This is a genomic window from Sphingobium sp. AS12 (assembly GCF_019097845.1).
In the GTDB taxonomy this organism is placed as follows: Bacteria; Pseudomonadota; Alphaproteobacteria; order Sphingomonadales; family Sphingomonadaceae; genus Sphingobium.
The window spans coordinates 361,725-374,138 of record NZ_JAHRGM010000001.1; the positions used below are offsets into that span (position 1 = coordinate 361,725).

The 12,414-nt window shown below is 64.5% G+C and carries 13 protein-coding genes and 1 tRNA gene; 6 read left to right on the plus strand and 8 right to left on the minus strand.

Features of this window, described 5'->3' with window-relative positions; all coding sequences use genetic code 11:
- Nucleotides 1–94 precede the first annotated feature (94 nt).
- Nucleotides 95–1,684, plus strand: a complete 1,590-nt coding sequence (locus KRZ98_RS01820) for a M28 family metallopeptidase (protein ID WP_217671975.1) — start codon at nucleotides 95–97, stop codon at nucleotides 1,682–1,684.
- A 6-nt stretch (nucleotides 1,685–1,690) separates the two neighbouring features.
- Here KRZ98_RS01820 and KRZ98_RS01825 read toward each other — a convergent pair whose 3' ends face one another.
- The gene (locus KRZ98_RS01825; protein ID WP_217671976.1) at nucleotides 1,691–2,077 is read right to left on the minus strand and encodes a VOC family protein; all 387 of its coding nucleotides are present in this window, start codon (nucleotides 2,075–2,077) and stop codon (nucleotides 1,691–1,693) included.
- 144 nt (nucleotides 2,078–2,221) lie between these two features.
- Between KRZ98_RS01825 and hemB the strand changes: the two genes are divergently transcribed.
- Both hemB and KRZ98_RS01835 read left to right on the plus strand, forming a co-directional pair.
- A complete protein-coding gene (gene hemB / locus KRZ98_RS01830; protein WP_217671977.1) occupies nucleotides 2,222–3,217 on the plus strand; it encodes a porphobilinogen synthase in 996 nt (331 codons plus the stop codon).
- Nucleotide 3,218: 1 nt separating this feature from the next.
- Nucleotides 3,219–3,788 (plus strand): gamma carbonic anhydrase family protein, encoded by a 570-nt coding sequence (locus KRZ98_RS01835; protein WP_217671978.1) that lies wholly within the window; start codon nucleotides 3,219–3,221, stop codon nucleotides 3,786–3,788.
- Between the two features lie 146 nt (nucleotides 3,789–3,934).
- Here the strand turns inward: KRZ98_RS01835 and KRZ98_RS01840 are convergent, their stop codons facing one another.
- From KRZ98_RS01840 to zwf, 5 genes are all read right to left on the minus strand, one after another.
- Nucleotides 3,935–4,447: a hypothetical protein gene (locus tag KRZ98_RS01840; protein WP_217671979.1), complete on the minus strand. Its 513-nt coding sequence runs from the start codon at nucleotides 4,445–4,447 to the stop codon at nucleotides 3,935–3,937.
- A gap of 64 nt (nucleotides 4,448–4,511) precedes the next feature.
- The gene (gene eda, locus KRZ98_RS01845) at nucleotides 4,512–5,135 is read right to left on the minus strand and encodes a bifunctional 4-hydroxy-2-oxoglutarate aldolase/2-dehydro-3-deoxy-phosphogluconate aldolase (protein ID WP_217671980.1); all 624 of its coding nucleotides are present in this window, start codon (nucleotides 5,133–5,135) and stop codon (nucleotides 4,512–4,514) included.
- Complete coding sequence (gene glk, locus KRZ98_RS01850; protein ID WP_217671981.1) at nucleotides 5,132–6,112, minus strand: glucokinase; 981 nt, start codon at nucleotides 6,110–6,112, stop codon at nucleotides 5,132–5,134. The genes eda and glk overlap by 4 nt, the downstream gene beginning before the upstream one ends.
- Nucleotides 6,113–6,223: 111 nt before the next feature.
- Complete coding sequence (gene edd, locus KRZ98_RS01855) at nucleotides 6,224–8,050, minus strand: phosphogluconate dehydratase (protein WP_217671982.1); 1,827 nt, start codon at nucleotides 8,048–8,050, stop codon at nucleotides 6,224–6,226.
- The gene (gene zwf / locus KRZ98_RS01860; RefSeq protein WP_217671983.1) at nucleotides 8,043–9,506 is read right to left on the minus strand and encodes a glucose-6-phosphate dehydrogenase; all 1,464 of its coding nucleotides are present in this window, start codon (nucleotides 9,504–9,506) and stop codon (nucleotides 8,043–8,045) included. The genes edd and zwf overlap by 8 nt, the downstream gene beginning before the upstream one ends.
- Nucleotides 9,507–9,736: 230 nt before the next feature.
- Between zwf and KRZ98_RS01865 the strand changes: the two genes are divergently transcribed.
- A tRNA-Leu gene (locus KRZ98_RS01865) sits at nucleotides 9,737–9,821 on the plus strand.
- Nucleotides 9,822–10,070: 249 nt separating this feature from the next.
- On the opposite strand, the gene KRZ98_RS01870 is transcribed toward KRZ98_RS01865, so the two are convergent.
- A complete protein-coding gene (locus tag KRZ98_RS01870) occupies nucleotides 10,071–11,207 on the minus strand; it encodes a pyridoxal phosphate-dependent aminotransferase (protein WP_217671984.1) in 1,137 nt (378 codons plus the stop codon).
- A 65-nt stretch (nucleotides 11,208–11,272) separates the two neighbouring features.
- On the opposite strand from KRZ98_RS01870, the gene KRZ98_RS01875 reads away from it, so the two are divergent.
- Entirely contained in the window at nucleotides 11,273–11,536 is a 264-nt protein-coding gene (locus tag KRZ98_RS01875) for a hypothetical protein (protein WP_217671985.1), read from the plus strand.
- Nucleotides 11,537–11,788: 252 nt separating this feature from the next.
- The gene (locus tag KRZ98_RS01880) at nucleotides 11,789–11,968 is read left to right on the plus strand and encodes an SDR family oxidoreductase (RefSeq protein ID WP_302849067.1); all 180 of its coding nucleotides are present in this window, start codon (nucleotides 11,789–11,791) and stop codon (nucleotides 11,966–11,968) included.
- A gap of 161 nt (nucleotides 11,969–12,129) precedes the next feature.
- Here KRZ98_RS01880 and KRZ98_RS01885 read toward each other — a convergent pair whose 3' ends face one another.
- Nucleotides 12,130–12,345, minus strand: a complete 216-nt coding sequence (locus tag KRZ98_RS01885) for a hypothetical protein (protein WP_217671986.1) — start codon at nucleotides 12,343–12,345, stop codon at nucleotides 12,130–12,132.
- Nucleotides 12,346–12,414 lie beyond the last annotated feature (69 nt).

A 12,414-nucleotide genomic window follows, 5' to 3' on the forward strand; every position in this document is an offset into this window, starting at 1 on the left:
TTAATACACGTTCGCGGTGGTGGTTCCAAGCCCCCTTGTTCGTCGGACAGGATCGGGCAAGATAGCAACCAGAATTGAGCGGAGTAGCATGAGTATGCGCGGCCTTTCCTTCGGCATATCCCTGATCGCGTTGATGGTCGGCAGCACCGCGCTGGCCGAGGTGGAAGGGGATAAGGGCGCGCGATGGTGGGCGCATGTCGAGGCGCTGGCGAATGATGCGATGGAAGGGCGCGGCACCGGGACGCCCGGCTATGACAAGGCGGCATCCTATGTGATCGGCCAGTTTCAGGCGATGGGCCTGAAGCCCGCTGGCACGCAGGGCTATCGCCAGCCGGTCGCCTTTGTCGAGCAGCGGATCGTGTCGGACAAGTCGAGCGCGGCGCTGGTGGGGCCGCAGGGGGTGGTGCCGCTGGCGGTGCCGGGCGATCTGATCTTCGGCGGCGGGGGCGGGCCGGTGCCCGAAAACATCGACGCGCCACTGGTTTTCGCGGGCTATGGCCTGCATTTGCCCGAAGCGGGGCATGATGATTTTGCCGGGCTGGATTTGAAGGGAAAGATCGTCGTCGTGCTGTCGGGTGGTCCGGCGAGCCTGTCGGGCGCACTCAAATCCCATGCGCGGTCGGAACGGTCGCACTGGCTGGCGGAGCAGGGCGCGCTGGGGCTGATTACTTTGGTGACGCCCAAGCAGGTGGAGATTCCCTGGGACCGGCGGATCGCCCTGTCGGGCGCGCCTGCGCTTTATTATAGCGATGTCAGTTTGCGGGATACGCAGACGCCGTTTCTGGGGGCGCAGATGGACCCGGCCAAGTCGGATCTGCTGTTTGCCGGGTCGGGGCAGGATTTTGGCGCGATTGCGGCGGCGGCGGATGCTTCTGCGCCGGTCGCATCCTTTCCGTTAGCGGTGCGACTGAAGGCGCAGGTGAGTGCGACGCGGGCCGAATTGTCATCGCCCAATCTGGTTGCGGTGCTGCCCGGCAGCGATCCCAAGCTGCGGCATGACTATGTCGTGCTGTCGGCGCATCTGGACGGCTATGGCGTCGGCACGCCGATCAAGGGGGACGCCATTTATAATGGCGCGTTCGACAATGCGTCGGGGGTCGCCAGCCTGTTGGAGATTGGTCGCGCGCTCAAAGCCAGCAAGGTGAAGCCCAAACGGTCGATCCTGTTCGCCATCGTTACGGCGGAGGAGAAGGGGTTGCTGGGCGCCCGCTATTTTGCGCGCCGCCCGACCGTGCCGCAGAAAAGCATCGTCGCCGACCTGAATTTCGACATGGCGCTGCCGATATTCCCGCTGACCAGCGTGACGCCGATCGGCTATGATCAAAGCTCGCTGGGCAAGGATGCCGAGGCCGTGAGCGCGGCGATGAACCTGCCGATCACCCCCGATCCCTTCCCCGACCGCAACGTGTTCATCCGGTCGGACCAATATGCCTTCATCCGCGAAGGCATTCCCGCGCTGTTCTTCAAATATGGGTTCAAGGCCGGAACGCCCGAAGCGGCCACCGAAAAGGCGTGGCGGGCGAATATCTACCATTCGCCCTTCGACGATCTGAACCAGCCGGTGATGCCCGCCGAGAGCGCGAAGCTGAACGACTATGTGACGGCGGTGACGTTGAGGGTGGCCAATGGCGCGGCGCGGCCAAGCTGGAATGGGGACAGTTTCTTTCGGCGGTTTGCAAAGTAGCGGCGGTCAGGGCGTCGGCTGCTCATAAAGTTCGAGCGGCAGCCCGTCAGGGTCGGTGAAGAAAGTGAAGCGCTGGCCGGTATATTCATCGATCCGGATCGGTTCGCACGCGACCCCGGCGGCGTCGAGCCGCGCTACCTCCGCATCGATATTGGCGATGGTGAAGGCAAGGTGTCGCAGGCCGCAGGCTTCCGGGCGGCTTATGCGGGCAGGCGGGTTGGGGAAGGAAAATAGTTCGATCTGGGCATTGCCCGCGTCCAGATCGCACTTCCACGACTGGCGTTCGGCGCGCCAGACTTCGCGGATCACCGGCAATTGCAATATGTCGCGGTAAAAGGCGCGAGAGCCGGCATAGTCGGAACAGATGATGGCTATGTGATGGACGGTGCGCATGGGCGGCTTCTAGGATATCGGCAGGATCGTGGGAATGGGGGACCGGATTGGATAGTCCCTATTCTTTCCGGGCGGAGGAGCGCGACGTCCCCTGTTTGATCACTCCTGCTTGATCCCCCGCTCGACCGCGCCTAGACCCGCGCCATGAGCCAATCTTCCTATCCGGCGCTGCGGATGCGGCGCGTGCGGGCTTCGGCGTGGAGCCGGGCGATGTTTGCGGAAAATCGCCTGTCACCCAGCGATTTCATCTGGCCCTTGTTCGTCACCGAGGGGAGCCAAGTCGAGGAACCGATTGCGGCGCTGCCCGGCGTGTCGCGCTGGTCGGTGGATGGCATCGTCGCGCGGGCGCGGGATGCGCGGGATGCCGGGATTCCCTGTTTGGCGCTGTTCCCCAATACGCAGGCCGAGCGGCGCAGCGATGATGGGGCGGAGGCGCTGAATCCCGATAATCTGATGTGCCGGGCGATCCGGGCGATCAAGGATGCGGTGCCGGATATCGGCGTGCTGACCGATGTGGCGCTGGACCCCTATACCGCGCATGGCCAGGACGGGTTGCTGGACGACACCGGCTATGTCCTCAACGATGCGACTGTGGATGTGCTGATCGGCCAGTCGCTCAACCAGGCGGCGGCGGGGGCGGACATCATTGCGCCCAGCGACATGATGGACGGGCGGGTCGGCGCGATCCGCGCGGCGCTGGAGGCCGACGGGCATGTCAATGTCCAGATCATGTCCTATGCCGCCAAATATGCGAGCGCCTTTTACGGGCCGTTCCGCGATGCGGTGGGATCGCGCGGGTTGTTGAAGGGCGACAAGAAAAATTACCAGATGGACCCGGCCAACGGGCAAGAAGCATTACGCGAGGTGGCGCTGGACCTGGCCGAAGGGGCGGACAGCGTGATGGTGAAGCCGGGGCTGCCCTATCTCGACATCATCCGCCGGGTTAAGGAGCAGTTTGCGGTGCCGGTGTTCGCCTATCAGGTGTCGGGCGAATATGCGATGATCGAACATGCCGCTGCCGCTGGCGCGGGGGACCGCGACGCGCTGGTGCTGGAGACGCTGATGGCGTTCAAGCGGGCGGGTTGTTCGGGGGTTTTAACCTACCATGCGCTGCACGCGGCGCGGCTGCTGGGGGCGTGAGATGAGCGACTATCCGGGCGTCAGTCTCATTCCGTTCAAGGGCAAGGCGCCGGTTATCCACCCCAGCGCCTTCATCGCGCCGGGATGCCGGATCATCGGCGATGTCGAGATCGGCGAGGACGCCAGCATCTGGTATAATTGCGTCATCCGCGCGGACGTGAACCGGGTGCGGATCGGCGCGCGCAGCAATGTGCAGGATGGCACGGTGATCCATTGCGACAGCCCCGGCGACGGGATCGACAGGCCGCTGGAAGGGTGGCCGACGATCATCGGGGACGATGTGCTGATCGGCCATATGGCGATGGTGCATGGTTGCACGCTGGAGGACCGGGCCTTTGTGGGGCTGGGCGCGATCGTCATGGACGGCTGCGTGATCGAGAGTGACGGGATGCTGGCGGCGGGGGCTTTGCTCTCGCCGGGCAAGCGGCTGCCAGCGCGGCAATTATGGGCTGGGCGACCGGCCAAATTTATGCGTGAGTTGTCGGACGCAATGGTGGCGAAGCTGGGCAGTGGCGCGTCGCGTTATGTTGACTATGCGCGGGCGCATAAGGCGGCGGTGGACGCGGTTTAGGGCGCGATGACTTTACCTTAACCCGTTCGTTTCGAGCGAAGTCGAGAAACGTCGCACGCAGGTTTCTCGACGTAGTTTATCCTGAGCGCCTGCCGCAGGCGGGCAGTCGAAGGGCTCGAAACGAACGGAGTGGGGTTTATTCCGCCCTAAGGCTGGGCCAACTGCCCCTTGAGCGCGTCGATGCGGTCATTCTGGCTGTCGACGATGGCGAGGGCGGCGGTGCGGGCGGTGTCGAGGGCGTCGAGGCCGCCATTTTCCTTGCCATCGGCGATGGCGCTGGTGCGGTCGACATAGAGGGTGTCGAGGCTGGCGAGGGCGGAGACGCTGTCGTTGCGCGCGGTTTCCAGTGCGCTGATGGCGACCTGTGCGGCGACCCAGGCATCGCTGGATACCGATGATCCCGACGCGGCGCGGGCGGCCTTTTCCGCTGTGGCGTAGGCGGCGTCGAAGCCGGTGCGGCCGGTTTCCGACTGGGCGGTGAAGCGGCTGATCTGTGCCGCCAGCTTGGCGTCGGCAGCGATCGGAGCCGGGGGCGGGGTGGCTTCGGCGACCGGGGCGCTCTCGATCGGGCGCTTGGCGAGCGAAGGATAGCTCAGCTGCGCGCCGGTGCAGCCGGACAGGAGCAGGGCGAGATAGGGGAGCAGCCTACGGGTCATCATGGCGTTCCATCTAGGGCGCGCTGTGACGGGGCGCAATGGCCCCGCCCTTCGTCATCCGCCCCTTTTATCCGCGCGGCAGGGCAGCGGCTGCGCGGGCCAGTTCCTCGATCTTTGCGCCATCGACCGGTCCCTTGGGCACGACCCAGCTGCCGCCGACGCATTTGATGAAGGGTTGGGCCAGCCATTCCGGCGCGCTTTTGAGCGTGATGCCGCCAGTAGGGCAGAAGCGGGCGGTGTGGAGCGGCGCGGCGAGCGCCTTGAGCGCAGGCAGGCCACCCGATGTTTCCGCGGGGAAGAATTTGAAATGGGTGAGGCCCATGTCCATGCCGCGCATGATGTCGCCCGCCGTGGCGGTGCCGGGCAGGAAGGGGATTTTGGCGGCGATCGCGGCCTTGCCCAGCGGCTTGGTGAGGCCGGGGCTGACGATGAAGCGCGCGCCTGCCTCCATCGCGGCGTCGAGCTGATCGGGGTTGAGAACGGTGCCTGCGCCGACGACGGCCCCTTCGACCTGGCTCATTTCGCGGATCACGTCGAGGGCGGCGGGTGTGCGCAGCGTGACTTCGAGTGCGGGCAGGCCACCGGCGACAAGGGCGCGGGCGATGGTGAGGGCGTCCTCGACCCGATCGACCACCAGCACGGGGATCACCGGGGCGAGGTCCATCACTTTTTCGACGGTCAATTTGCTCATGCTTCTTGCTCCCTAAAGGCGGCTGCGGCCCCGAACAGGCCGATTTCGTCGTGGATGGCCATACGGATCGGGACCGACGCCATCAGGCTTTCGAACCGGCCCTTGGCCCTGAAACGGGTGTGGAAACCGCTGTGCGGCAGGAAATCGCGCATCCGCTGGGTCAGGCCACCGGCCAGCACCACGGCATGGGGACCATGAGCGAGCGCCAGGTCGCCGGCAACCGATCCGTAGCAGAGGCAGAAGCGTTCGAGCGCGGCGCGGGCGAAAGGATCGCTGTCCTCTAGCGCCGCCTGCCACAATTCGGGATCTTCCATCAGCATGACGCGGTCATGGCCGATCGTCGCCATCGCCTTGTAGATATAATTGAGGCCCGGCCCGGACACGATCCGCTCGGTCGAGACGCGGAGGAATTTGTCGCGCAGATAGGCGAGGATTTTTTCCTCCAGCTGGTCGAGCGGGGCGAAGTCGAGATGGCCGCCTTCGGTCGCGATGACGTGGGGATGGCCATTGTCATAGGCGATCATCGCGACCCCGAGCCCGGTGCCGGGGCCAAGGATGGTGACGCCGCCGTCGCGGGGGAAGGGGCGGTCCTCGCCGAACAGCAAGGGGAGATTTTCGTCCGGCAGGCGCGAGACGGCGTGGGCGACCGCCTCGAAATCATTGACCAGCTTGACGGTGCGCACGCCCAGATCGTCGGCCAGCGTGTCGGCACGGACGACCCAGCTGGAGTTGGTGAGCTTGATGACTTCGCGGCCGATGGCGGTGGCGAAGGCGATGGAGACGGCGTCGGGCAGGTCGCCGTCGCCGCTGGCGGCTTCATCTTCGGCAAAGGCTGCCCAGCAGGCTTGAAGGCTGGGATAGTCGGCGACCTTATATTTGCGCACGGTGCCGAGCGTCGGGACGCCGCGCGCATCGAGCGAAGCGCGCGCGAAGCGGGCGTTGGTGCCGCCAATGTCGGCGGCGATGATGTTGGTCATCAGGACATCCTATCATTATATCCGTCATGCCAGCGCAGGCTGGCATCTCTCTTCTTTTGCGTGAGGCAAGAAGAAGAGAGATCCCGGCCTTCGCCGGGATGACGGTGGAGATTATAGTTCGGCTTCCATGGCTGCGAGGATGGGGGAGGCCCCCTGTTCGGCCAGGTCGCTATGATGGCGGAACAGGGCGAAAAGTTCGCGGCCGGTGTCATAGGGCGGGGGCGGGGCGGCGGGGATGTCGCGGGCGTCCCAGATTGCGGCATCGACCAATGCGTCGATGGTGCCGCTCTGGGCGCAGACGCGGACGAGATCGCCGTCGCGCAGCTTGCCGATCGGACCGCCGCCCAGTGCTTCGGGCGAAAGGTGGATGGCGGCGGGGACTTTGCCGGATGCGCCGGACATGCGGCCGTCGGTCACCAGTGCGACCTTGAACCCGCGATCCTGCAACACGCCGAGCGCGGGGGTCAGCTTGTGCAGTTCGGGCATCCCGTTGGCCTTTGGTCCCTGGAAGCGGACGACGACGACGACATCGCGCTCCAATTCGCCTGCCTTGAAGGCGCGCAGGACGTCGTCCTGATCATGGAATACGGCAGCCGGTGCCTCGATGGTCCAGAGGGCGGGATCGACAGCGCTGACCTTCATGACGCAACGGCCCAGATTGCCCGCCAGCAGCTTCATGCCGCCATCGGCGCTGAACGGGTTGGCGACGGGGCGGAGCATATTGTCGTCGCGTGAGGCGGGGACGTCGCGCCATTGCAGCGCGTCATTTTCCAGCACCGGTTCCTTGCCATAATCGGTAAGGTCGCCGCGCGCGACGGTCATGATGTCGCGGTGGAGCAGGCCGCTATCGAGCAGTTCGCGGATGATATAGCTCATGCCGCCAGCGGCGTGAAAATGGTTCACATCGCCGGAGCCATTGGGATAGACGCGGGCGAGCAGCGGCACGGCATCGGAGATTTCGGCGAAATCGGTCCAGTCGATATGGATGCCCGCCGCCCGCGCGATGGCGGGCAGATGGATGGCGTGGTTTGTCGATCCGCCGGTTGCCATCAGGCCGATGATGGCGTTGACGATCGCCTTTTCATCGACGCAGTGACCCAGCGGACGATAATCATCGCCGTCCCAGCCGATGCTGGCGAGCCGGTGGGCGGCGGCGCGGGTCAGTTCCTGACGCAGCTTCGTGCCGGGGTTGACGAAGGCGGCGGCGGGCATGTGGAGGCCCATCACTTCCATCATCATCTGATTGGAGTTGGCGGTGCCGTAGAAGGTGCAGGTGCCAGCGCCATGATAGCTGGCGCTTTCGGATTCGAGCAGTTCGTCCTTGCCCACTTTCCCCTCGGCATAAAGCTGGCGGATGCGGACCTTTTCCTTGTTGGCGAGGCCGGATGGCATCGGCCCGGCGGGGATCAGGATGGTCGGCAGATGGCCAAAGCGCAGCGCCCCCATCAACAGGCCCGGCACGATCTTGTCGCAAATGCCGAGCAGGGCGACGCCTTCAAACATGGCGTGGGACAGGGAGATGGCGGTGGACAGCGCGATCGTGTCGCGGCTGAAGAGCGAGAGGTCCATGCCCGCCTGACCCTGAGTCACGCCATCGCACATGGCGGGGACGCCGCCGGCGACCTGGGCGGTGGCACCGACTTCGCGGGCGGCCAGCTTGATCGCTTCGGGATAGCGGCCATAGGGCTGATGCGCGGAGAGCATGTCATTATAGGCGGTGACGATGCCGATATTCATCGCCGCGCCGGTGCGGATGACGGGCTTGTCCTCGCCACTGGCGGCAAAGGCATGGGCGAGGTTGCCGCAGCTCAGCTGATCACGGTTGGTCCCTGCGTCCCGGCCCCGTTCGATAAGGTCGAGATAGTGGCGGCGGCTCTTGGCGCTGCGTGCGACGATGCGCTCCGTCACCTTGGCGATGGTGGGATGCAGTTCAGTCATGCCAGCTGGCTCCGTCACGTTCGATAAGGGCAATGGCCGAGGATGGACCCCAGTTGCCGGAAGAATAGGGGGCTGGCTTCATATTGGCCTCTTTCCACCCGTCGATGATCGAGTCGATAAACGCCCATTGCGCCTCCACCTCGTCGCGGCGGACGAACAGGGTGGCGTCGCCGGCGAGCAGATCGAGGATCAGCCGTTCATAGGCGATGCGGCGGCGCTGCCCGGCAAAGGCGGCGGTGAGCGACACGTCGAGCGTCACTTCGTCCAGATGCACCTGCCGCTCAAGGCCCGGCCGTTTTGACATGATGGTCAGGCGGATATATTCTTCGGGCTGGAGGCGGATGACCAGCGTGTTGGATTCCAGCCCCGATCCATGGCCATCGCGACCGAATATGGAGTGGCGCACGGGTTTGAACTGGATCATGATTTCGGACTGGCGCGCGGGCATCCGCTTGCCGGTGCGCAGGTAGAAGGGAACGCCCTGCCAGCGCCAATTGTCGATATGCGCCTTGATCGCGACAAAGGTTTCGGTGGTCGATGGCTGGCCCAGCTCATCGGCATAGCCGGTGACGATTTTTCCGCCGACAGCGCCGGGCGTATATTGGCCGCGCACGCTGTGGGTCTTGACCGTTTCGGCGGTCATCGGGCGGAGCGAGCGCAAGGCCTTCACCTTTTCATCGCGCACCGATGTCGGGTCCATGCGGGCGGGGGGTTCCATCGCGATGATCGAGAGGATCTGGAGCATGTGGTTCTGCACCATGTCGCGCAGCGCGCCGACGCCGTCATAATAGGACACGCGGCCTTCCAGCCCCACGGTTTCGCCGACCGTGATCTGGACATGGTCGATGCCGGTGGCGTTCCACAACGGTTCGAACATCAGATTGCCAAAGCGCAGCGCCAGCAGATTCTGGACGGTTTCCTTGCCCAGATAATGGTCGACCCGGAAAATCTGGTCCTCGGTGAACAACGCGCCGATGCCGTCATTGACCTGTTTGGAGGAAGCGAGATCCTTGCCGATCGGCTTTTCCATCGCGATCCGGGTCAGCGGGGTGATGAGACCGGCGTCGGCCAGACCCTGCGCGGTGGGGGCGAACAGGGATGGCGGGGTGGAGAGATAGACCGATAGTCCGCGCTCCAGCCGCCCGTCGATCCGTTCGGCAAGCGCGGCGAACTGGGTCGCATTGCCTGCTTCTACCGGCTGGTAGCAGATCATGGTGCGGAAGGTGGCGGCGACTTGGCCGTCGTAACGGTCGGCGGCCAGAAACTGGCGCAGCGCCGCGTCGACATCGTCGCGGAAGGCATCATCATCCATCTCCGACCGGCCGGAGGCGACGATCAGAAAGTCGTCGGGCAGCAGCCCGTCGGACAGGAGATTGTAGAGCGAGGGGAAGATCATGCGCCGCGCAAGATCACCGGTGGCGCCGAATAGCAGGAACGTAGCAGACGATTCGGTCAAAGGATGGTCCTTCTCCGTTGAACATATCTATATCTGCACGATGACGCCCTTATAGCGCACGCGGATGATAGCGCAAGGAGGCTATCGTCCCGGCAGCGATGCTGCAACGGCTCTGCTGTGGTGCAGCGAAAATCGGGCGGGCCGGGCTGGATGGCCGATGATTATCGCCCTGACTGATTTTCGGCTGGACGAGGGCCAAGGATTTTGTCATTTGGCGGCACCCAGGCCGTGCGGGCGTGGTGAAACTGGTAGACGCGCCGGACTCAAAATCCGGTTCCGCAAGGAGTGTCGGTTCGATTCCGACCGCCCGCACCATTTTTTGGCCGGACTTTGTTTCCGACATTGCGGTTCAGATCAGCGTGCATCCCTCCATGGAAGGGCAGGGCGGTTGCATATGACTTTCCGCTATCCATCCAACGTCATGCTGAATTTATTTCAGCATCCATCGTGCCCCACATGCCGCCGCTCGTAACGAGAAATGGATCCTGAAACGAGTTCAGGATGACGATGAAGGAGGGGGTCATATGCGATAAGCCTGCCCTTGCAGAGGAGGATTTCCTGCGCTCAACGCCTGCCTTGCGCCTGAAACCATGGCACCATCCGGGCGATGGCGTCCTCTACGCGGTCGGTGGAAACGGCGAAGCTGAAACGGATGAAATGATGGCCTTCGACCGGATCGAAATCGATGCCTGGTGCGGTGGCGACGCCGGTGTCCTGGAGCAGGCGGTGGCAGAAGGCGAGGCTGTCGTCGGTCAGGTGGCTGATGTCGGCATAGAGGTAGAAAGCGCCGTCGGGCGGGGCGATGCTGGCAAGGCCGAGGGCTGGCAGGGCGTCGAGCAGCAGCTGGCGGTTGCGGCGATAGGTGGCGACATGGCCGTCCAGTTCGGCGCTTTCCTCAAACGCCTGTAGCCCGGCCTGTTGCGCTAGGACGGGGGGCGTCAGGAAAAGATTGCCCATGCGGGCGCGGGCGGCGTCGATCAGGGCAGGCGGCACGACGATCCAGCCCAGACGCCAGCCGGCCATGCTGAAATATTTGGAGAAGCTGTTGACGATGATCGCGTCGGGGGCGAATTCCAGCATCGATCGGGCCGGGTCGCCGAAGGACAGGCCATGATAGATTTCGTCCGAGATGATGGCGATGCCGCGCGCGGCACAGGTCGCGGCGATGCGGGCGAGTTCATCCGCCGGGATGATCGTGCCGGTGGGGTTGGCGGGGCTGGCGAGGATGAGGCCGTCAGGCGCTGGATCGAGCGCTGACAGCGCGTCGGCGCTGATCTGGTAGCGTTCCGCCGGGCCGCAGGGGATTTCGATCGGCTCCAGATAGAGCGCCTTCAAATTGTTGCGATAGGCGACGTAGCCGGGACGGGCGGTGGCGACCCGTGCGCCCGGCGCGAACAGGCTGGTCAGCGCCAGGACAAGGCCGGGGGACGCGCCGCAGGTCAGGAAGATCCGTTCAGGATCGATAGTGACGCCATGCCGGTCCCGATAATGGCGGGCGATCCGGTTTTTGAGCGGCTGGCTTTCCCAATAGCCCATGGGATCGGTGTCCAGCACATGATGCGCGACCGCGATGGATGCGGCGGGCGCGCCGGTCGAGGGCTGGCCAAATTCCATGTGGAGGATGGAGCGGCCTGCCGCTTCGAGGCGGTGGGCTTCGCGGCTGATGGCGATGGCGTGGAACGGGTCAATGCTGGCGATCATGGTGCCTGACTAGAGGGGGGGCGGCGTGGCTGCAACCTTGGCCATGGCGGGCGCGTTGGGGGGTGATGAACGATAGCGTGCTGACAGGGCTGCAATATTATGGCGCGGGAGCGGCGACGCTGGCGGCGTTGCTGGTGTCGCTCAATATCGGGCGGCGGGTGACGGGATGGGCGTTTGTGCTGTTCGTCACCAGTTCGATCGCGCTGATCGCCTGGGGATTTCTGGCGCAGGACAGCGAGGGGATTGGCTGGCAGAATGTCGCCATGCTGGCGATCAATCTGGTCGGGGTGTGGCGATATTTGTTGTCGTCGCATAAGCCGAGGGACTAGCTACCGATCGGCTGCTGCCGCGCAGCATCAATGTGCCATCGACGATGACGTCCTGATGCGCGGCCGGATCATCGCGCAAGACGCGGATGAGGCGGACGGTCCGGGCGACCATCTGCCCGGCGGGCGGGCGACATTGATCGCGGCGATGGCCATCAGGTCGTTGGCGCAGAAGATGGCGTCGGGCCGGTCCGGGCGGGTGAGCAGGCGGCGGGTCGCGGCGGTGGCGGCGGCGATGGTGCGCTGGGGCTGGACCTGCGCGCGGCCCTTTTCGAGGACCAGGCGTTTCTGGCGAGCGTGCTGGAGAAGACCAAGCTGGGGCGGCTGGGGACGGTCGAGGATCTGATGGGGGCGGTGGTGTTCCTGGCGTCGGATGCCAGTGCGCTGATGACGGGGACGAGTCTGGTCGTCGATGGCGGGTGGACGGCGGAGTAGGGGGGCTATCCCACACCCCTCCCGCAGGCGGGAGGGGTAGCGAGACTTAGGCGCGCAGCGCCTTAGTCGCAGCGGGGTGGGCGAATGCAACCTTGCGCAGGCCCACCCCCTAACCCCCTCCCGCTTGCGGGAGGGGGGACAAGGTCGGCTCTTGGTCGCCATCAGGTTGGCGGCTTTCGCCTTGCTTGCGGCAAAAGCCTGATTAACATCACTCCCACTAAGGTGGCGCCGATGGCTACTTTAGCATCATGGTCGCCGAAAATGCGCCATCCGGCATAAGCACTCGCAAATGCCAAGAGAAGCACAGCGACAAACGCACCAGCGATTGTGCGTTCAAGGATATTCGGAGGTCGCGGAACCCATTCATACTCGCTCATAACAACGGTTATGGCGGTGCGCCGTCGTTGGCGCAATGTCCGCTGATTCGAAATTGCGATGGGGGTTTG